General features: G+C 38.4%; 22 protein-coding genes. 11 read left to right on the top strand and 11 right to left on the bottom strand.

The features are described from left to right. Positions 1-16: 16 nt before the first annotated feature. From rpmA to proB, 3 genes are all read left to right on the top strand, one after another. Positions 17-277: a 50S ribosomal protein L27 gene (gene rpmA, locus F9B76_RS05990; protein ID WP_159991294.1), complete on the top strand. Its 261-nt coding sequence runs from the start codon at positions 17-19 to the stop codon at positions 275-277. Positions 278-505: 228 nt separating this feature from the next. Continuing rightward, positions 506-1,621, top strand: coding sequence for a GTPase ObgE (gene obgE / locus F9B76_RS05985; protein ID WP_159991293.1), 1,116 nt, complete (start codon positions 506-508; stop codon positions 1,619-1,621). A 179-nt stretch (positions 1,622-1,800) separates the two neighbouring features. Continuing rightward, on the top strand, positions 1,801-2,931 hold the full coding sequence (gene proB, locus F9B76_RS05980; protein ID WP_159991292.1) for a glutamate 5-kinase: 1,131 nt from the start codon (positions 1,801-1,803) through the stop codon (positions 2,929-2,931). Positions 2,932-3,087: 156 nt separating this feature from the next. On the opposite strand, the gene argJ is transcribed toward proB, so the two are convergent. The 3 genes from argJ to thiE all read right to left on the bottom strand — a co-directional run bounded on the left by argJ (position 3,088) and on the right by thiE (position 6,348). Next, complete coding sequence (gene argJ, locus F9B76_RS05975) at positions 3,088-4,311, bottom strand: bifunctional glutamate N-acetyltransferase/amino-acid acetyltransferase ArgJ (protein WP_159991291.1); 1,224 nt, start codon at positions 4,309-4,311, stop codon at positions 3,088-3,090. A gap of 107 nt (positions 4,312-4,418) precedes the next feature. Continuing rightward, the gene (gene hemL, locus F9B76_RS05970) at positions 4,419-5,702 is read right to left on the bottom strand and encodes a glutamate-1-semialdehyde 2,1-aminomutase (RefSeq protein WP_423805504.1); all 1,284 of its coding nucleotides are present in this window, start codon (positions 5,700-5,702) and stop codon (positions 4,419-4,421) included. Then, on the bottom strand, positions 5,695-6,348 hold the full coding sequence (gene thiE / locus F9B76_RS05965) for a thiamine phosphate synthase (protein WP_159991290.1): 654 nt from the start codon (positions 6,346-6,348) through the stop codon (positions 5,695-5,697). The genes hemL and thiE overlap by 8 nt, the downstream gene beginning before the upstream one ends. 111 nt (positions 6,349-6,459) lie before the next feature. Here thiE and F9B76_RS05960 point away from each other — a divergent pair, with 111 nt between their 5' ends. From F9B76_RS05960 to F9B76_RS05930, 7 genes are all read left to right on the top strand, one after another. Beyond that, the gene (locus F9B76_RS05960) at positions 6,460-6,624 is read left to right on the top strand and encodes a rubredoxin (protein WP_159991289.1); all 165 of its coding nucleotides are present in this window, start codon (positions 6,460-6,462) and stop codon (positions 6,622-6,624) included. Positions 6,625-6,685: 61 nt separating this feature from the next. Further along, positions 6,686-7,267 (top strand): YqgE/AlgH family protein, encoded by a 582-nt coding sequence (locus F9B76_RS05955; protein ID WP_243140615.1) that lies wholly within the window; start codon positions 6,686-6,688, stop codon positions 7,265-7,267. Further along, positions 7,260-7,664 carry a Holliday junction resolvase RuvX gene (ruvX, locus tag F9B76_RS05950; RefSeq protein WP_159991288.1) on the top strand — a complete coding sequence of 135 codons (405 nt, stop codon included), beginning with the start codon at positions 7,260-7,262 and terminating at the stop codon, positions 7,662-7,664. The genes F9B76_RS05955 and ruvX overlap by 8 nt, the downstream gene beginning before the upstream one ends. 79 nt (positions 7,665-7,743) lie before the next feature. Continuing rightward, complete coding sequence (gene pyrR / locus F9B76_RS05945; protein ID WP_159991287.1) at positions 7,744-8,262, top strand: bifunctional pyr operon transcriptional regulator/uracil phosphoribosyltransferase PyrR; 519 nt, start codon at positions 7,744-7,746, stop codon at positions 8,260-8,262. After that, positions 8,255-9,208 carry an aspartate carbamoyltransferase catalytic subunit gene (locus tag F9B76_RS05940; protein ID WP_159991286.1) on the top strand — a complete coding sequence of 318 codons (954 nt, stop codon included), beginning with the start codon at positions 8,255-8,257 and terminating at the stop codon, positions 9,206-9,208. Before pyrR ends, F9B76_RS05940 begins: the two co-directional genes overlap by 8 nt. Next, positions 9,205-10,494, top strand: a complete 1,290-nt coding sequence (locus F9B76_RS05935; protein ID WP_159991285.1) for a dihydroorotase — start codon at positions 9,205-9,207, stop codon at positions 10,492-10,494. The genes F9B76_RS05940 and F9B76_RS05935 overlap by 4 nt, the downstream gene beginning before the upstream one ends. Positions 10,495-10,504: 10 nt before the next feature. Further along, entirely contained in the window at positions 10,505-11,251 is a 747-nt protein-coding gene (locus tag F9B76_RS05930; RefSeq protein ID WP_243140614.1) for a lysophospholipid acyltransferase family protein, read from the top strand. 131 nt (positions 11,252-11,382) lie between these two features. On the opposite strand, the gene F9B76_RS05925 is transcribed toward F9B76_RS05930, so the two are convergent. The 4 genes from F9B76_RS05925 to lptG form a co-directional block, all read right to left on the bottom strand. After that, a complete protein-coding gene (locus F9B76_RS05925; RefSeq protein ID WP_159991284.1) occupies positions 11,383-12,135 on the bottom strand; it encodes an SDR family oxidoreductase in 753 nt (250 codons plus the stop codon). A gap of 12 nt (positions 12,136-12,147) precedes the next feature. Then, entirely contained in the window at positions 12,148-12,945 is a 798-nt protein-coding gene (locus F9B76_RS05920; protein WP_159991283.1) for a sulfite exporter TauE/SafE family protein, read from the bottom strand. 418 nt (positions 12,946-13,363) lie between these two features. After that, positions 13,364-14,203 carry a symmetrical bis(5'-nucleosyl)-tetraphosphatase gene (locus F9B76_RS05915; RefSeq protein ID WP_159991282.1) on the bottom strand — a complete coding sequence of 280 codons (840 nt, stop codon included), beginning with the start codon at positions 14,201-14,203 and terminating at the stop codon, positions 13,364-13,366. Continuing rightward, positions 14,193-15,347, bottom strand: coding sequence for an LPS export ABC transporter permease LptG (gene lptG / locus F9B76_RS05910; RefSeq protein WP_159991281.1), 1,155 nt, complete (start codon positions 15,345-15,347; stop codon positions 14,193-14,195). The genes F9B76_RS05915 and lptG overlap by 11 nt, the downstream gene beginning before the upstream one ends. Positions 15,348-15,531: 184 nt before the next feature. Between lptG and F9B76_RS05905 the strand changes: the two genes are divergently transcribed. Next, positions 15,532-15,939: an OsmC family protein gene (locus F9B76_RS05905; RefSeq protein WP_159991280.1), complete on the top strand. Its 408-nt coding sequence runs from the start codon at positions 15,532-15,534 to the stop codon at positions 15,937-15,939. 134 nt (positions 15,940-16,073) lie between these two features. On the opposite strand, the gene aroE is transcribed toward F9B76_RS05905, so the two are convergent. Genes aroE through mpl form a run of 4 tightly spaced genes read right to left on the bottom strand, consistent with a single transcriptional unit; the run spans position 16,074 to position 20,780 of the window. Then, positions 16,074-16,916: a shikimate dehydrogenase gene (gene aroE, locus F9B76_RS05900; RefSeq protein WP_159991279.1), complete on the bottom strand. Its 843-nt coding sequence runs from the start codon at positions 16,914-16,916 to the stop codon at positions 16,074-16,076. Continuing rightward, complete coding sequence (locus tag F9B76_RS05895; protein WP_159991278.1) at positions 16,916-18,817, bottom strand: ribonuclease catalytic domain-containing protein; 1,902 nt, start codon at positions 18,815-18,817, stop codon at positions 16,916-16,918. Before F9B76_RS05895 ends, aroE begins: the two co-directional genes overlap by 1 nt. Before the next feature lie 15 nt (positions 18,818-18,832). After that, a complete protein-coding gene (locus tag F9B76_RS05890; RefSeq protein WP_159991277.1) occupies positions 18,833-19,402 on the bottom strand; it encodes a YqiA/YcfP family alpha/beta fold hydrolase in 570 nt (189 codons plus the stop codon). Positions 19,403-19,412: 10 nt separating this feature from the next. Continuing rightward, complete coding sequence (gene mpl / locus F9B76_RS05885; RefSeq protein WP_159991276.1) at positions 19,413-20,780, bottom strand: UDP-N-acetylmuramate:L-alanyl-gamma-D-glutamyl-meso-diaminopimelate ligase; 1,368 nt, start codon at positions 20,778-20,780, stop codon at positions 19,413-19,415. Positions 20,781-21,219 lie beyond the last annotated feature (439 nt).

Genomic DNA, 21,219 nt, shown 5'->3' with positions numbered 1-21,219 from the left:
TTGCAGGAGTTAAAACATGGCACAGAAAAAAGGTGGCGGTTCAACCCGCAACGGTCGTGATTCAGAAGCAAAACGCTTAGGTGTTAAAGTATACGGTGGTCAATCTATCCCTGCTGGTTCTATTATTGTACGTCAACGTGGTACTCGTTTCCACCCAGGTACAAATGTAGGTATCGGTAAGGATCATACCTTATATGCTTTAGTGGACGGTGAAGTAAAATTCTCTGTTCGCGGTGCGCTTAATAAGCAAACAGTTTCAGTGATTGCTGCTGAATAAGTCTAACCTGTATCGGTTATAGACGCCGTTCAAGACGTTTTCGTTTGGGACGGCGTTTTTTATTGTATGATGCAAGCGCTTATTGTATTGTAGAATCCCTTGTATAATAGTTATCATCCTTGCAATCCTTGTCTTAGATAAGTGATTTGCCATCATAAAGCCTATCTTTTTTTGTTTCTATCGTGTAGTGAGAATAGCAAAGAAAGAAATAATTCGGATTATTAAGATATGAAATTTGTTGATGAAGCCAGAATTGAAGTTATTGCGGGTAAAGGCGGTAATGGTTCAGCGAGTTTTCGCCGTGAAAAGTTTATCCCAAAAGGTGGGCCTGATGGGGGTGATGGTGGTAGAGGAGGTAGTATTTTTGCTGTAGCCGATCGAAATATTAATACCTTAATTGATTTTCGTTATGCTCGACTACACCGTGCTAAAAATGGTGAAAATGGCAGAGGTTCAGATCAATATGGTGCGGCAGCAGAGGATATTACACTTCGTGTGCCTGTAGGGACAGTTATCTATGATGATGAAACGGGAGAGCAATTATTTGACTTGGATCATCATGGGCAAAAAGTCACCTTAGCTGCTGGTGGACAGGGTGGTTTAGGTAATTTACATTTTAAATCCAGTGTGAATCGTGCCCCACGACAATTTACCTATGGTAAAGAGGGTGAACAACGTAAATTACGTTTAGAGCTAAAAGTCTTAGCGGATGTTGGTTTATTAGGTTTGCCGAATGCAGGTAAATCTACTTTCATTACCAAGATTTCAAATGCACGTCCTAAAGTAGCAGATTACCCCTTTACAACCTTACACCCCAATTTAGGGGTTGTTCGTACATCTGCTTCTCGTAGTTTTGTTGTAGCGGATATTCCCGGACTTATTGAGGGTGCTTCTGAAGGAGCGGGGTTAGGGCATTTGTTCTTACGTCATTTGACACGTACAAGAGTATTATTACATCTTGTTGATGTTTCAAGTATCGACCCTGATATTCAAGCGATTGATAAGGCAGTCGAAGATGCCAAAGCCATTGTGAATGAATTACAAAAATATAGTCAGGATTTATATGAAAAACCACGCTGGTTAGTGCTGAATAAATTAGATATGGTTGATCATCCAGAGCAGGTAAAAGAGGAGTTTTGTCAAAAGTTTGGATGGACAGGCCCTGTTTTTGCTATTTCCGCTTTGAATGGTGAGGGTACGCAAGCCCTTATATGGGCATTACAAGATTATCTTGATCAAGAAAAAGCCAAAGAGAACCAGAAAGAAGATGAAAAAGCGCTTGATTATGTACCAGAAGATCCTCGTTTTGATCAATCAAGACAGAATATTGACGAGATTGAATAAAGAAAAAAATAAGTGTATTAAATTTAGGTAAAAAAGATTTAGTATCAATTAAGGTACTAGTGTTGAGGGGGCTCTTGCTTATTCACTTATTAAAAATTTCTCTTTTTATACCTAAATAATCTCAAGAATAGATTGATTTGATAAGATAGAAAGCATATCTTTATCATTGGGGTCTGCCTATGTCTCATGTTTCTCTTGTACAGTCTGCTCATCGTATTGTGATCAAAATCGGTTCATCACTTATCACGGATTATGGAAAGGGAATTAATCATCAGGCGATAACATCATGGGTGAATCAAATTGCTTATTTACGTCAATTAGGAAAGCAAGTTGTTTTGGTTTCAAGTGGAGCAATTGCGGAGGGAATGGCGCGTTTGGGCTGGGAGCAACGTCCTAAAGAAGTGGCTAAATTACAAGCCGCTGCCTCTATTGGACAGATGGGCTTAGTGCAGGCGTATGAAAAAGCATTTTCTTCACATGGTTTATTATCGGCTCAAATTTTATTAACACATGAGGAATTAGCTGACCGCCTACGGTATATCAATGCCCGATCAACCTTATTTACATTATTAGAGTTAGGGGTTGTTCCTATTGTGAATGAAAATGATACGGTAGTCACAGATGAAATCCGACTAGGTGATAATGATACATTGGGTGCTGTGGTGACTAATCTTATCGAGGCAGAGGCTTTAATTATTTTGACCGATCAATCTGGTTTATATGATAGCGACCCTCGAAAAAATCCAAATGCTCGCTTTATTCATCATGCAATGGCAGGAGATACGATATTAGAGGATATGGCAGGGGGAAGTGGTTCTTCGGTTGGAACAGGGGGTATGATTACCAAGGTGTTAGCGGCTAAACGAGCAGCGAGTACAGGTGCGCATACGATTATTGTATCGGGACAAGAGCCTAATGTGCTATGCCGTTTATCAGCAGGTGAAGCAATAGGAACAGCATTAGAAGCACAACAGAATATACGTTCTGCACGTAAACAGTGGTTAGCCGATCATTTACGCGTAAAAGGAAAGATCGTATTAGATACAGGAGCGATTGAAGCCATAGTTGCTGCTGGTAAGAGTCTATTACCTATTGGTGTGATTGCTGTAATAGGGGATTTTATGCGAGGTGATTTGGTGGCTTGTGTTGATGAAAAGGGACAAGAATATGCGAGAGGATTAATTAATTATGATGCTTCAGATGCTCGCCGTATTTTACGACAGCCTACGCACAAATTAGCTGATATGCTAGGAGGGGATATTCATAATGAAGAGATGATCCATCGGAATAATATGGTGGTTTTATCGTAAAATTTTGCTAATCATTTATTTGAGAAAAAATAATTGATAAAGCGAGTTTTCTGTAGCGAAGCGAAAGAACTGTTTGAGCGACTCAACACTATTTTTCCGTGCTTTTCCCTTTATTGCTTTTAGCTTAAAAGTAATATAACCCTATTATCTCTTCCCCTACGTCCGATAGTCCGCATTAATCCTCACATAATCATAAGAAAAATCGCAAGTATAAATTGTTTCTGTTACCTCTCCACGGTACAGCACAACACGCACGGTAATTTCTTCCTCTTTCATTACGGCTTGTCCTTGTTCTTCTTGATAGGCAGGATGGCGACCACCATTACTCGCTACTAATACATCGCCTAAATAGAGAGAAAGGGATTGTGTATCTAAATCGGCTATCCCTGCATAACCAATTGCCGCAAGAATACGCCCTAGATTAGGATCTGAAGCAAAGAATGCGGTTTTTACCAGTGGTGAGTGGGCGATAGCATAAGCAACCTTTAAGGCTTCATCACTGTTCTTAGCTTGTTCAACGGTAATGGTGATAAATTTAGTTGCCCCTTCTGCATCACGGATAATTTTTTGAGCAAGTTCACGCGCAATATCGGTAAGTGCTGTTTGGATAATATCAAAAGTTTTTGTTCCCTCTATCGCATTCACACCACTTTGACCGGTTGCCGCGATAATAAAGGAATCATTGGTTGAGGTATCGCCATCAACAGTAATACGGTTAAAGGATTGATTGGCAATGGCTGTGGTCATTTTTTCTAATAATGGTTGAGCAATATGTGCATCTGTTGCAATAAACCCTAGCATGGTAGCCATATTGGGGCGAATCATACCAGCCCCTTTGCTGATACCTGTTATCGTGACTGTTTTGTCATCAATGATTAACTGGCGAGATGCAATTTTAGGAACAGTATCGGTTGTCATAATACTATAGGCAGCATTAAACCATTCATTCTCGGCTAAATGCATAACGGCATCAGGAATTGCTTTTTTAATTTTATCCGTAGGTAGTGGTTCTAAAATAACCCCAGTTGAAAAGGGTAAGACCTGGTTTTCATTTAAATGTAATGTATTGGCTAAGACAGCAGAGGTTGCTAATGCGTCTTGTATTCCTTGCTCCCCCGTGCCTGCATTGGCATTACCTGTATTAATTAATAAGGCTCTAATAGCAGCATGGGAGGCTAATCGTTGTTTGCAAATTTGTACGGGTGCTGCGCAAAAACGGTTAGTTGTAAATACCCCTGCAACAGTGGTATGTTCGCTAAAATAAAAAACGGTAATATCTTTTTTCCCCTCTGTTTTAATACCAGCAGAAGTAATACCGATTTTTACTCCCTTAACAGGGTAAATTTCATGGTGCTTTGGAATATGGAAATTGATTGGCATACTATCCTCCTAAAATAATACTTGTTATATATTACCCAATAGATAAATTGGGTATAAATAATAATAAAGCACCAATGTTATTTTTGGTGCTTTATCGTATTTGAATGTTAAAGTGCTGCTACTTTAGCAAAAGCTTTATCGGCAGCCTCAAAGGTTTTATTTAATACCTCATTATCATGGCAGGCAGAGACAAATCCAGCTTCAAAAGCAGATGGTGCGAGATGAACCCCCTCATCTAACATAGCATGGAAAAAGGTATTAAAGGCAGTAATATTGCTCTCATGTACTTCAGCAAAACGAGTAGGAATACTAGAGCGGAAATAAATACCAAACATTCCCCCAACAGAGTCTGCACTAAAAGCAATATGGTGTTTAGCGGCTTTTTCTTTAAGTCCAGTGATAAGGGCTTCAGTAGCTGATGTTAATTTTTCATAAAATCCGGGGCGAGAGAGAATCTCGAGTGTTTTTAGCCCTGCTGCAACAGAAATGGGATTGCCAGATAATGTTCCTGCTTGATAAACAGCACCCATAGGGGCAATATGTTGCATAATTTCTTTACGTCCACCAAATGCACCGACAGGCATACCCCCACCAATTACTTTGGCTAGGGTGGTTAAATCAGGTTTAATACCTGTAAGCCCTTGCACCCCTTTAGGACCAGCACGAAAACCTGTCATCACTTCATCAAAAATCAATAAAGCACCGTAAGCAGTACATAACTCTCGTAGTCCTTCGAGAAAGCCAACAACAGGTTTTACAAGATTCATATTCCCTGCAATTGGCTCTACGATAATGCAGGCAATATCATGACCGACTTCTTCAAAGGTTTTTTTCACCTTATCTATATCGTTATAGTCTAGTACGATAGTATGACTAACGAATTCGGCAGGAACACCTGCAGAAGAGGGGTTACCAAAAGTCAATAGCCCAGAACCAGCCTTAACAAGCAAGCTGTCTGAATGACCATGATAGCAGCCTTCAAATTTGATAATTTTTTTTCGACCAGTAAAACCACGTGCTAAACGAATAGCACTCATGGTTGCTTCTGTCCCTGAGCTCACAAGGCGTACTTGTTCAATAGAGGGAAGTAACTCGGCAATTTTTTCGGCTAAAACAACTTCTCCCTCGGTAGGTGCACCAAAAGATAGTCCATTGAGTGTAGCATCTTGAACAGCTTTTACGACTTCTGGGTGAGCGTGTCCTACAATAGCAGGTCCCCAAGATCCTAGATAGTCAATATATTGTTTGCCCTCAATATCCCAAATATGAGCGCCTTCGGCTCTGGCGATAAAACGGGGTGTTCCACCGACGGATTTAAAAGCACGAACGGGAGAGTTAACTCCCCCAGGAATAGTTTGTTGCGCACGTTGAAAAATTTCTTGATTAGTCATGATTATTCTGTTTAAAAAGTTGGATAAAATCTTGGCAAGTTTGACGTATATCATCTTGCTCAAATAGACCAGAAATAACAGCAATACTATCTGCACCAGCCTGAATTACCTGATGGGCGTTCTGTAATGTAATGCCACCAATGCCAATGACTGGTGGTGGGTTACTCACAACTGTTTTTATCTGGGAAAATAAGTCTAATGGTGCTTTGACAGCGTTGGGTTTGACGCTAGATGGAAAAACAGCTCCAAAGGCAACGTAATCTGCTCCTTGCTGGATAGCTTGCTGTGCAAGTGATAGTTGATTATAACAACTGACACCGATAAGTAGCGATTTTTGTGTTTGTGTTAGTGTTTTTTTGATATGCAATATATTGCCATCATCTTTTCCGATATGAACAGCAGGAGCACCAATATGTAAGGCGAGTTTCCAATCATCATTAATCACTAACAATGTTCCACTATTTTGGCAGAGAGTAAGTACTTGGGCAGCTTGTTCGCAGGCTTGTTCAAAGGGTATGCCTTTACGCCGCCATTGTAAGGTAGGGATACCTGCTAAACAGACTTGTTCAATGGCTTTTAATAATCGAGGAAAGTCTGTCCATTCGGGGGTAATGCCATAGAGTCCAGAGGGAAATAGTGTATGCATACTCGGTAAAACCTAGGATATCTTAGAAAAAGTATGGTGTGTTTGCTGTAAAATAGCGTACAGTTTATTAATACAGTACGAACTATTTATTGTATAACAAAGGATACTTTTATGCAGAAATGGCAATGTTTAATTTGTAGTTGGGTCTATGATGAGGCAGTTGGTGATCCAGAAGAGGGTATCCCACCTGGTACGAAATGGGAAGATGTCCCTGATGATTGGTCCTGTCCAGAATGTGGAGCAAGTAAGGCAGATTTCCAAATAGTCGCCATTTAAAATAGGTATTATCTTAAAAGCGTTAGCGTAATCAAAGGCTAAGCAAACACAATGGAAAGATATGAGTGATAATGAATCCCTAAATTTAGAGGGGCATTTTTTAATAGCGATGCCTTCTAAGGAGTTAGATCTTTTTGATGGTAGCGTTATTTATGTATTTAGCCATAATGAGGATGGTGCGGTTGGGTTTATTATTAATCAACCCTCTACCATTCCTTTTCATGATTTGGTGGGTGATATAACAGAATATGGTGTAAGTGAAGAAGAAGCCAAAGAAAAAACAGCTCCCCATTTAGTGTATTTTGGGGGGCCGGTTAATGATGATAAAGGGTTTGTTATACATACTTTAGATAAAACATATCGCTCAACCATTGATAAGAGTGATTTGCGTATGACATCTTCTAAGGATATTTTGATTGATATTGCTAAAGGAGAAGGTCCTGTACATTTTATGCTAACGCTAGGCTATGCAGGGTGGGATGCTGGTCAATTAGAAGAGGAGATAGCAGATAATGTTTGGCTAACGGTAAAAGCCTCAACCGATATTATCTTTAAATGCCCCGTTTCTGAGCGTTATTACCGAGCCATCAAATTATTAGGATTTGATCCGAGTTTGTTATCAGGTGAAGCGGGTCATGCATAAAACAGTATTAGCATTTGATTTTGGTTTAAAAAAAATAGGGGTAGCGATAGGTAATACCTTATTAAGAGAGGCAAGCCCCTTGGTAATTATCCGTTCGCAAACGAGGCAAGAACGTTTTGAGCGAATCCAAACCTTATTAGAAGAATGGAAACCAGATATATTAGTGGTAGGATTACCCTTAACGGAAGAAGGGGGTGAGCAGTTTGCATCAGGTCATGCAAGACGATTTGCCAATCAGTTACATGGTCGCTTTCATTTGCCTGTTGTTCTGGTTGATGAAAGAGGAAGTAGTATGCAGGCACAAGAGCGTTTAGGTCGGCATGGTGATGAAGATGATATGGCGGCAGCCATTATCTTAGAAAGGTATTTTGATCATTATCCAAATGAGGTTGTTTAGCTTATCTATCTGTTGCTGTAATCAATATGTAGATAAGCAATCTGATGTAAAATAAACTAACTATTTGAAAGGAAATCATATGCAATTACCTACAGCGGAACAGTTATATATGCAACTCAAAAAAGGGATAGAAGAACTCATAAAAACAAAACCTCTTCATCAAGTACATCTAGTTGGTATTTATTCTGGTGGTGCATGGATTGTGCAGCGCCTTCAAAAAGATTTAAATCTTACAAATGAGGTAGGGTATCTCAATACGAGTTTTTATCGTGATGATTTTCATAAAATAGGGCTTCATACACAGAAACAACCCACACAAATTCTCTTTGATGTAAATGATAAGCACATTATTGTGGTGGATGATATTCTTTATACGGGTCGTACGATTCGTGCCACGATGAATGAGTTATTTGATTATGGTCGTCCAGCTTCTATTGCACTGGCAGTCTTAATTGATCGAGGTGGTCGTCAGTTACCGATTGAGGCAAATGTTGTTGGTGGCTATATTCCATTAGCACAAGGTACAAATTTCGTTCTTTCATATAATGAACAGCATTTATTTGATATAGCAATTGAAAAGGAAAAAAGCGGTGTTTAATCCTCAACTTAACCGACATGGAGAGCTCACGCATTTATTGACAACAGAGGGGCTTCCCAAAAATATTATTACGCATATTCTGGATACAGCACAAAGCTTTGTCCCTCTTGCCGATAGAGAGGTTAAAAAAGTACCTTTATTACGAGGAAAGAGCGTATTTAATTTATTTTTTGAAAATTCTACACGTACGCGTACAACCTTTGAAATTGCCGCAAAACGTTTATCAGCTGATGTATTTAATTTAAATATTAGTTCTTCCTCAACCTCAAAAGGGGAGACCTTATTAGATACTATTAGCAATTTAACGGCGATGCAAGCAGATATATTTGTGGTTCGTCATGAAATGAGTGGAGCCCCTTATTTAATTGCTCAGCACGTTAATCCGCATATTCATGTGGTTAATGCAGGTGATGGTCGTCATGCTCATCCGACACAAGCCTTATTGGATATGTACACGATTCGCCACTTTAAAAAAGATTTTTCTAATCTAACGGTAGCCATTGTGGGTGATATTCTTCATTCTCGAGTGGCACGTTCTGATATTCATGCTTTAACAACACTAGGTGTACCTGAAATTCGTGCTATAGCACCGTGGACATTATTACCGAGTGGTTTAGAGCAAATGGGTGTCCGTGTCTTTACCGATATGAAAGAAGGTTTAAAAGATGTTGATGTCATTATTATGTTGCGATTACAGAATGAGCGTATGAAAGGGGCTTTATTACCGTCACCTCAAGAATATTTTAAAGAGTATGGTTTGACAGAGGAAAAATTAGCCTTAGCAAAATCGGATGCAATTGTGATGCACCCTGGACCTATGAATAGGGGCGTAGAGATTGATTCAGCTGTAGCTGATGGTTCTCAAGCGGTTATCTTAGATCAAGTAACCTTTGGTATTGCAGTGCGTATGGCAGTGATGAGTATTGTGGCAGGAGCAAGCGTATGAAATTAAGAATTATAAATGGACGATTATTAAATCCTAGTACACAGCAAGATGAGTTAGCAACGATTGATATTGCAGAGGGTAAGATTGTAGGGATTAATACAATAGATGGTTTTGTGCCTGATCAAACGATTGATGCTTCTCATAAAGTTGTTATCCCTGGATTAGTGGATTTATCGGTGCGTCTTAAAGAACCAGGAAATGAACACCGTGCTACTTTGGCATCTGAAATGAAGGCAGCAATAGCGGGAGGGGTAACAAGTTTAGTCTTACCACCCGATACTGACCCAAGTTTAGATGAGCCGGGTTTGGTACAAATGCTTAAAAATCGGGCTAGGCAATTAAATCAAGCTCATCTTTACCCCTTAGGGGCTTTAACAGTAGGGCTTAAAGGGGATATTCTTACCGAGATGGCAGCCTTAACAGAAGCAGGTTGTATTGGATTTTCTCAAGCAAATAAAGGCTTATTAAATTTAACCGTATTAAGCCGAGCCATGCAATATGCCAGAACATTTGATTGTACGCTATGGATTCAACCCTCTGATGCTGATTTAGCGGGGGCTGGTGTTGCGGCAAGTGGCGCTTTTGCTTCTCGATTAGGTTTATCAGGTATTCCTGTTCAAGCTGAAACCATTGCGTTACATGCTTTATTTGAGCTTAATCGCAACCCTCGTGTTCGTTTACACTTATGCCGATTAAGTAGCGCGGAAGGGATTGATTTAGTACGTCATGCAAAAGCACAAGGTATGCCTGTAACGTGTGATGTCTCTGTTAATCATCTTCATTTAATTGATAGTGATATTGGTTTCTTTGATAGTAATTATCGCCTTTATCCTCCTTTACGTTCTCAGCGAGATCGAGATGCAATTACACAAGGTTTATTGGACGGTACAATTGATGCGATTTGTTCAGATCATAATCCACTCGATGATGAAGAAAAACTATTGCCTTTTGGCGAAGCGGTTCCTGGAGCAACAGGGGTAGAGTTATTATTTAGTCTTGTCTATAAATGGGCAATCGAGAATCGTATTCCTCTCTTAGAGGCTTTGGCAAAAATTACCCTTAATCCATATCGGATTTTATCTTTAAGTGGTAAAAATCAAGTACCCGTATCAGGGCAATTAACTGTTGGTGCTCCTGCTGATTTGGCAATTGTGGATTTAGATGAAAGTTGGCAAGTGAATGATAAAAACTTAGTTAGCCAAAGTGCCTATACACCCTTTAAAAATTATGAAGTTCCTGCAAAAGTCAAAATGACCATTGTTGGTGGTCAAGTGGTTTGGCAGTAGGGAGAGAATATTGGCTTACTTGCGTTTTAGTGTACGATTATTCTTTTTAGTTATTTGGCTAATAATTGGTTTATTAATCGTATCTTTATCATTTCCTTGGCTAAAGAAAAATACCAGAGAGACGATTGTGCGGTATTGGTCATACTACTTAATGAAGATGACAGGTGTGCATATTCAGCAAGAGGGAAAACCTATTTTAGATGCACCTGTTATGTTGGTGGCTAACCATGTCTCATGGATTGATATTTTTATTATTAATAGCCAACGAGCGACCTCATTTATTGCAAAAGCAGAAATTCGTCAATGGCCAGTGATTGGTTGGTTAGTTGGGGCTGTGGGGACTATTTTTATTCAAAGAGGCTCAAAATCAGATGTTGTTACCATCAATGCTAGTATGAAAGCCCATTTTGATCAAAATACGTGTATTGGTCTATTCCCTGAGGGGACGACAAGTGATGGGTTAAGTATTCTGCATATGTATAGTGGTTTATTAGAGGGTGCAATGAATGCCCGAGTTCCTATTCAGCCTGTTGCCCTCTTATTCTATTATCAACAACAACGTAGTGGTCGAGTAGCGTTTATTGGTGAACAAACCTTATTAGCCAATATGTGGGTATTATTGAGTAGTAAAGATGTAGGGGTAACTGTACGGTTTTTGCCACCAGTTACAAAAGCGGGGGAAGAGGTATTGATTACTCGTCAAGAACTCATTGAACAGATCCGTGAGATTTTGCTGAAAGAAGTGAGTGTGGAGTAACAGTAAAAGATTGTTGCTTAATTGATAGTTAAATTAAGTAGTTATAATATTATTTAAGATATAAACTATTTTTAGTGATGAAATAACCCCTTTGTCTATAGGGGTTATTTTTTGTATAGATTTAATCTATATTAACCCTCTCTTGCCACCGCCAATGGTGAAAATGTTTGTGCGGTTGGCATAACCTCAATACGATTAATATTGACATGAGGAGGTTGTTGGTTAATCCATAATACGATATTAGCAATATCCTCAGGGCTAACATATTGTACATTTTCATAGACCTTTGCTGCTTTATCATCATCGCCTTTAAAGCGGATATTAGAAAATTCTGTTCCACCGCATAACCCTGGCTCAACATTACTCACGCGGATAGCTGTGCCTGCTAAATCGGCACGTAAATTTAAACTAAATTGTTTTACAAAGGCTTTTGTTCCTCCATAGACATTACCGCCTGGATAGGGATATGAACTCGCAATGGAACCAATATTGATAATATGCCCACTATTCTTAGCAACCATTTCGGGTAGAATAAAGCGTGTGATAGCGACTAATCCTTTGATATTTGTATCAATCATGGTGAACCAATCGTTTAAATTGGCTTTGTCTGCTGATTCTAAACCGAGTGCTAGCCCAGCATTATTCACTAATAAATCGATAGATTGCCACTGACTAGGGCGGTTTGTTAGTTGTTTTTCTATGGCATTAATGTCCTGAATATCAAAAACAAGCGGTAAGAATTGCTCTCCAAATTGAGCGGAGAGTTCTTCTAAACGTTCACCTCTTCTACCTGTTCCGATGACACGGTAGTTGGTTTGGAGAAGTGTTTTGCAAATGGCTAAACCAAAACCAGACGTTGCGCCTGTTACTAATGCGGTTTTCATCTTATATTCCTTTTAAGAGAGTGCTTTATAGGCTAATGATAGCATTAATAGACCAACGGTAATCACTAAAACCTTTTTAATAATTTCACCATTGGAGTGAATAGCATGAAGACTACCAAAATGATTACCTAGTAAGTTGGCGATAATCATAGGAATACCAATAAGGAATGCCATTTTTCCTGCGATTAAAAAAGAAACAAAAGCGCCTATATTAGAGGCGAAATTAAAGATTTTGGAGGTAGCAGAGGCTTGAAGTAAGGGTAATTTATTAATAATAAAGAGAGCGATAATAAAGATACTCCCTGTTCCCGGTCCAAAAAAACCATCATAGAAACCAACAATTAGGCAGGTGATAAATACGGCTAGAGCAGATTTTTTAATCTCTGTTCCTGATGGATTTTTAACGAGTAATTTCCCTTTAAATAAGGTGGCAAGTAAGCCTAAAGGAAGAAGTGCAAAGATAATATAGTTAATCACATGAGTGGGTAACATTAAAATAGCCTCTGCTCCTAAATAAGCCCCTAATAAAGCAGAAATAATACCAACAGGGACAATTTGCCAAATAATAGCACTACTTTTCATAAAGTTTTTAATGGCGGCAATTGTTCCAATGGTACTGACGAGTTTTTCTTGTCCTAGGGCTAATTGAGGAGGTAAGCCGACCATTAAGAAAGAGGGGATTAAAATGAGACCTGCGCCACCAGCAATAGCATCAATATAGCCTGCCACAAAAGAAGCAATAATTAATAATAAAAGTCCTAAATAAAAATACTGTGCAATAATACTGCCGTCAATAAAGGTAGGGTTCATAAATACTCCTATGCTGTTTTTAAGTGATGATGACAATCTGGTGAGACAAAGAGATGATGCGGTGGTTTTTGATTAAACTACATCATCGAATAAATGTGCTATTTAGGTAAGTAGAATAATTATTGTATAAGGTGAGCTGATATAAAATGTATATCAAAAAGGCTACCTGTTATTATGTTATTAATAAATAGGTCTTATTAAGGTTGCCATTCCAAATCTTTGGCATATAGATGATAAAAATGATTTTCTTTGATAAAAGAAAGAGCTTTCTCGTATAGTGCATTATTGCTTAGCATAGCTTTCCTCTGCTGTAATGGTTTTTATATATCAACTGATGTTACTGCTATAAGATAATTTTTATCTAAAACTTATAAGTGAACAATTAGTAAAAACCATTACAAAAATACACGTTTTATTTCTATTTCTTTCCTTTTCCTTCGCAATCTACTTGTACGAGTTTACGGTCGTTAAGACGAATAGCACTCAGTTTTCCTCCCCATACACAACCGGTATCAAGTGCTAATAAGTGTTTGCGAACCATTAAACCTAGTGTTGACCAATGACCAAAGATAATCGTTGTTTTCTCTGTTTTACGGTTAGGTACATCAAACCAAGGTAGTAAGTTAGCACTTTTATGGTTAGAGGGTGAGTCTTTAGAGCCAAATTCCATTGAGCCATCGGGATAACACATTCGCATTCGAGTAAGTGCATTGATAATAACTCGGCGACGTTTTGAACCAGTGAGGGAGTCTCGCCAACGATTAGGCTCATTACCATACATTTTTTGAAGGTATTTCTTCCACTGTTTAGATTGCAAAACCTCTGCAATTTCATCAGCGAGTTTGATGGTTTTTTTGACATCCCAATTTGCCATTACCCCAGCATGAACCATTAAGTGATCATATTGATAATGAGCCAGTGGACGATGGCGTAACCAGTGAATGATTTCTTCTGCATCAGGGGCATATAAAATCTCATCAATCGTATCGGATTTATTTTGATGACGAATACCTGCATAGACCGCTAAGAGGTGCAAATCATGATTGCCTAAGACACAGACAGCTCTGTCCCCTAAACTCATAATGGTGCGTAGGGTGCGCAATGAGGATGGTCCTCGATTAATTAAATCCCCAGCAAACCAGAAATGTGCATTAGGGTCTTCGGCAATTTCAGGGTGTTGAAGTAAATCATCAAGGGCATTACAGCAACCTTGAACATCTCCAATTGCCCAAATAGTAGGATTTGTCTTATTTTGCATGAATAAAAGTACTCGGTTTGCTTCGCCGCTCTATAAGATAAAGCGCTGTAAAGGCAAGGGTTAAAGCAATAATGTTGGGTAGTAAGGCGGTGAGCCAAGGGGGTAAATTATTAAGCATACCGACATTAAGGGCAAGCTGATTTGCCATAAAGAAAATAATGCCTATTAAAATACCGATAAAAATCTTAGCACCAACACCACCTTTTCGATTCTGTACAAAACCAATAGGAGCGGCAAGGGTAATCATGACTAAGAGGGTGAAAGGATAGCTACCCTTACGCCATAAAGCAACAATATGCCGATTGGATTGTAAGTGGTTTTCTTCAAGATATTGAATATAGTTCAATAAATTAATGGTTGACATACGGTCAGGCTGTAGTTCTGTCGCCACAAGACGTTCTGTTGTTAAGGATGTGGGGAACTCAAGCTGATTTAATTGTTGAATAGAAGATACCTGTTGAATAGGGGCATCTGCTTGGCTTAATGTGGTTTGAATATCAATGAGACTGGTGGTGATATTGACGTGATTAAGGCTTAATATCCCATTTTGTAGTGCAGCTTTTTGAGCGGTTATCATACGAGAAAACTCATTCTTTTGGGTGTTGTACTCAAAAATAACAACTGTAGAAATTTCATTGAGAGAGTTTAGTTTGCGGATATTAATCACACGATAATGGCTATCATCAATAGGCTCTCTAAACCAATAACCACTATTCATTTTATTGCTGCTTTTTCCTAAAACGGAGAGGGTTACTTCACTGGTTTTTTCTTCGGCAAAGGGGGTTGCAATCTCTGATAATAGGGTGGCGATTACCATAATAGGAATCGTAATGACCCAAAGCATTAAGAGTAGTTTTTTACTACTGATTCCTGAAACACGAAGAATGACTAATTCATTACGTTGAGCCAATCCTGCTAAAGCAATGACAGCACCAATTAAAAGGCTGATAGGAAGTAAATCGTATAAACGGGTAGGGATTTGTAGGGCTTGTAAATAAAGCATCGAAAGAAATGAAAAACGCTCATTAAGATTATCAAGCGTATCAATCATTTCAAAGAAAGTAAAAAGCCCTAGTAGCACAAGCATCACTCCTAGTGTGGTGCGATAGATTTCACTGGCAAGATAACGGCGAGCTGTTCTCATAAAAATATTATGATGATAAATCAAGTAGAATGGCTTATTATAATAGATTGTGGCGATTTATTAGAGTGATTTTTTGTTTCATTGTAAAGTATAGAAAGAGAATGAAATCGTCATAAAATTTTCATATAAATATGTCATGTATTTTCTGGTAGTATCTATGCTATATCGATAGGAGTATTAACGAATGAATAGCATTAAAGTGGTTTATCAAGGGGCATTACAACAACAGGTTACACACTTAGCAAGTGGGCAACAGTTTTTGACTGATGGTCCTTTGGCAGCGGGTGGAAAGGGCGAATTATCTGCTCCGACAGATTTACTTGTTTCTGCTTTAACAACATGTGCAATGACAATTATGGCGCTTAAAGCTGAAAGTGCAGGTGCTAGTTTTAATGGTTGCTATGCAGAAAGTGGTAAAACAGTTTCTATGGAAGATTTTAGCGTCGTAAAAATAGAAATTACTTTTTATCTAAAAGCCGCATATTCGCCTGAATTACGTCAAATACTAGAGAGTGCAACAACAGAAATGTGTATTGTTGGACGTAGTTTACACCCTAGTTTAGAACAAAAGTTTAATTTTATTTATCAATAGAAAATATAGGGTGAGCATCTTTTGGAATATTAATTGATATTTAAAAAATGTATTTACTCTATTTTGTATGTTAATAATAGATATATGTATCTAAAGGGCTATAACTATAGCCCTTAGCATTGGTGGTGAGTGGATTAAGTGCTTTGTATTGAGTGTAAATCATGTCGAAGAGTCTTAATAACACTATCCACATCAGGATAATAGTGATTCCAAATAAAGAAAGCCTCGGCACCTTGATAGACTAACATACCCAAACCATCTGAACATTGTTTGACACCATATTGTTGTGCTTGCTCTAAAAAGGGTGTATTACCGCTATGGGTATAGACCATATCATAAGTAAAATAGGTGGATGTAAAAAGAGAGGAAGATATAGGTAAAGCTGTATTATCTAGGCTACTAGCACTTGCATTGATAATAATATCCCACTGATTAGGAATATCCGTTAATCCACTGGCACTGATGGGAATAGGGGTATAAGCCTGAAAAGTTTTGGCAATATCCTGTGCTTTACTTGCCGTACGATTTGCAATATGTAAGAGAGCACATTCTTCTTGTAATAACGGTAGAATAACCCCTCTTGTGGCACCGCCAGCTCCTAGAATCAGAATACGTTGATTTTTTAAGGAAATTCCTTGTCGCTTTATATCATTAACAAGACCAATACCATCGGTATTATCGCCATGTAAAAAACCATTCTCTATCCATAAGGTATTGACAGCGCCTGCTGTTTTTGCCCGTTCTGTTAAGTGATGCTGTGCGAGTAAAAAAGCCTCTTGTTTAAAAGGAACGGTAATGTTAAGACCTTTTCCCTCTTGTTGAAAAAAAGAATGTACAGCGTTAGTAAAATGATGGGGTTCAATTAATTCTTTTGTATAACGAAAAGGTGTTAAACCACATTGTGCCGCAAATAAATGATGCATACGGGGGGATAGACTATGTTGGATAGGATAACCAAAAACCGCAAAATGGGACATTATGATAATTCCTCTGTAGGGGATGAATGAATAGCCACCAAACGGCAGGATACCGTTAATTGATATAAATCTATGCCAAGAATATCAATCTCAATTGGCGTTCCTTTTTCTAACTCAGGTAAATCAAGTAGTGAGGTGGTAAGTGGTAGATGATCAAAACGAATAATCGTATCCCTTATTACTGTAGCCGTTGTACGCTGAATATGGTTTTGTTCTAGATACCGTAAACACCAATATCGTTCCATTTTATGTTGATGGTCAAGATAACTGGTGTATTTGGATTCAAATGCATTAATAATAGAGAAAATCGCAGGGTCTTTGGGCTTGTAAGGGGCAACAAGACGAGCGGAAATACCATGCTTAACAGCAGCAATCAGCTGAGTTTGATTAAATAAGTCAATATAACGTCGTAAAGGAGAAGTTGTCCATGCGTAAGATTCTACCCCAATGGCTTCGTGAGGTAAGCAATGTGTACTGATACGAACACGTCCATTTTGCTGTGAACGGAAAATCCCTGGTAGTCCCAATTCATCTAAGTATTTTGCCCAACGACTATTACATAGAATCATAAATTCAGCGACCATCTTATCCAATGGTGCATTGCGCATACGAGGGGTAAGAATGAGCTTAGCATCTGGATCATCAGGAGATCCTTCAAGATTAAATAAATATTCTACACGGTCGGATATTTCAGGCTTACCACGGTATTCTTCTCTGGCTTTCAAAAGGTGCTTGGCAAATGCCCACATCGGTTTAAAAAGAGTGCCGTGTGGTATATCACTTGTTGGATTTTCTAGTGTTTCTTTTGTAAGCAGCGATTCTAAGTGGTTGGTTCTAAGGTTTGCTTGAATAAAGACTTGCTCTAATCGAGTTTCTTCCTTTTGGATTTCTCCTGTTGTGATATTGGCTGTGATATAGAGTGATAGGGTGGGGCAATACTTGCCTTCATCTAAAGAAAAGGCTTTAATCAGTGCCTCTTCTTGCATAGGAATCTTATCCCCTGGAAAGTAAACAGTGGACATACGTTGGCGAGCGGCTAAATCAAGTGCAGAATCCCTATCAATGACTAAAGCAGGACAAGCAATATGGATACCAAATATAAAGTTTTCCGTATCAATGGGTTGAATACTAAATGCATCATCTATTTCTGTTGTAGAAAGATCATCAATAGAAAAAGCTTTTACGGTAGCTTGAGGAAGTGGCTCTGGTGTGGGAATAGGATAAGTAGGATTATCTATCCCTTTAGGGAAATATTGACCAAAAAAACTTGCACGGTGTACTGCTAATGCATGAGGGAAAACACGCAGTTTTAGTAAGAGTTCAGCCACACTTAAACCAGTCTGTTCAAGTACTTGACTAAAGGCTTTCCATTCTAGTGTATTTTTATTGGGTGTATTTAAAAAGCTGGGGAGAATCTCTTTTAAGGCTTCAGGTGTTTCTCCGCGTAACATTGCATCCGCCCATTCTTGCTGTTGTTGGGCTTGTTGCCTTTTCTTTTCTTGTGCTTGAAGCGCTGCCTGTAAAATCTCTTGTGGTGCTGCTAAAAATACTCCTTTTCCTTTTCGATGAAAATAGATAGGATGATGATATAAACACAATAATAGGGCAGTTTGTTCGAGTGTTCGTGCGTGATCACCATAGTATTCTTTGGCGAGTCTTATTGCATTAAAAGCATCTGTGGGGGCAATCTCCCAGAGAAAATTAATATCAATATCAGCAGCTAACACACCAGCTTTATCAAGTAAAGTATGAGGGTCTTCATCATCAAATGACCATATTAGGTTAGCACGTTTAATTTTGCTGCGCTTTCCTGAAGCAGTTTCTACTTGTAAGCTGGTTTCTGCTTCTGACAAAATAGTGCCTGTCTTAAATTGACCAGATTCTTCAAATAATACGTACATCAATAGTAAGAAATATTAGGGATTAAAAACAAAGTCTAAGATAAGTGGTAAATAATATGCAAAACCACTGAAAGCATGATCTTCATGATTGACGATTAATTGCTTTGCTCCTTTATAGCGTGCTTGCATTTCTTGCCAATCTAATAATTCATCTTGTTTACTGGCTAGTAAAAAGAAGCGTTCAGGGTACTGAATTTGCGGTATAAATAAAGAAGAAAGTTCTTTAATATAATCAGCGGTAAAGATAAAGGGTTCTTCTGAGTAGTATTGTGTGCGTACTTCTAGTTGGGTGGATAAATCACGAGGAGCATAAACACTAGGATTAATACACACGGCTCGACAACCCAATGTTTCGGCTAAATAAGTAGCATAATAACCCCCAAGTGAAGAACCAATCACACAAAGCGTTTCTTTTGGGGTATCAGCGATTAATTTTAAGCATAAATCAATGGCTTGTTTGGGTGAAGCAGGTAGTGCAGGTGATAGCAGTAGATGTGCTTCACCTCGTTCTTGCATCACTTTTTCTAACAATTGTGACTTTTCTGATAAAGGGCTTGAGCGGAAACCGTGTAAATATAAAATCATATTAATACTATCATCTCTGTAATGCGTTAAGTAGCTTATCATGCAGACCACCAAAACTACCATTACTCATAATAAGAATGTGATCGCCTGATTGAGCGATATCGGCAATGGCGTGTTTTAATGCTTCAATATCATGGAATATCTTGACTTTATGTGCATCTTGACCAAAAATAGACTCAGGAGTCCAGCCTAAAGCATGTTTACCTTGTGTTTCTCCGTAACAAAAAGCAATATCAGCTTGGGCAAGTGCTTCTGGTAAGCGAGCTGCCATTGTGCCAAGTTTCATGGTATTAGAACGTGGCTCTAGTACGGCAATAATACGTTCTTTTCCTACTTTTTGACGTAAACCATCTAGTGTTGTTGCAATAGCTGTGGGGTGATGTGCAAAATCATCATATACTTTAATATGGTTTACTTCACCACGAAGCTCCATGCGACGGCGGATGCCTTTAAATTCATTGAGTGCTGTAATTGCAATAGTAGGATCAATGCCGATAGAATAAGCTGCAGCAATAGCGGCTAAGGCATTATAAATATTATGTATTCCAGTATGAGACCATTGAACAGTACCTATAACATTGTGTTGATGGATGACTTCAAATTGCTGCCCTGCGGCATCATACTGTCTGTATTGCCAATTGGCATCTTGTCCAAAATAATCTTGTCTTGACCAAATCCCTCTAGCTAAGACTCTTTGCAAAGCCTCATCATGACGAGGTGTGATGACAACCCCACTTTTTGCTATCGTACGAACTAAGTGATGAAATTGTGTTTCAATCGCTGCTAAATCAGGGAAAATATCCGCATGGTCATATTCTAAGTTATTGAGAATAGCCGTACGAGGGTGGTAATGTACAAATTTAGAGCGTTTGTCGAAAAAGGCGGTATCGTATTCATCCGCCTCAATCACAAAATATTGATTTTCAGGTGCAAACCTTGCTGATATACCAAAATCACTTGCAATTCCACCAATCAGAAAGTTTGGTTTTAAACCGGCTTTTTCAAGAATCCAAGCGAGCATAGAGCTTGTAGAGGTTTTTCCATGAGTTCCAGCAACGGCTAAAACATACTGTTGTCGAAGAATATGATCACCTAACCATTGTGGTCCTGATGTATAGGGAAGATTTTGCTCCAGAATTGCTTCCATCAGCGGATTACCACGAGTAACGACATTACCAATAATGTATAAATCAGGATTAAGTGCTATTTGTTCTTCACCAAAACCCTCAATAAATTCAATGCCTTGTTCGCTGAGTTGAGTACTCATAGGAGGATAAACTCCTGCATCGCAACCTGTTACTTTATGTCCTGCTGCTCGTGCGATTAAGGCAAGCCCACCCATAAATGTTCCGCCAATACCTAGTATATGAATATGCATTATGCTCTCTTGTTATGTTGTGATGGGTATATTTTAGCAAACCAAACGAAGTTTTTATAATATAAAATTGAATTGGAAAAAGAAGATGGTTTGAGCGACATAAAGTGCCTTTACCCATACTAGATATAAAAAGGTAATGTATCAATAGTACATCAATTTATGTTTTATTTTAAATTAGAAATAGTTAATTCAAAATCACTGCATATAGTGATAGGGTATTTAAATTATGTTGAATTTGTTTTAATAAATTTAAATTTACTATGCATTATTTTCAATAATAGATATATAAGTGAGATAAGCATAGTCTTTTTTCAATATAAATAAGTATTTCCATCATGGTGTAAAACAAGATAGATAAAAGAAATCTATCAATATTCAAAAGAATGGATGATATAAAATACTTGCACAGTTCCTATAACTCTTCTATGATTAAGGTATC

The organism is Pelistega ratti (genome assembly GCF_009833965.1).
Taxonomy (GTDB): Bacteria; Pseudomonadota; Gammaproteobacteria; order Burkholderiales; family Burkholderiaceae_B; genus Taylorella; species Taylorella ratti.
The sequence above is the reverse complement of the archived record's forward strand: the minus strand, read 5'-3'. Positions and strand labels throughout refer to the sequence as shown.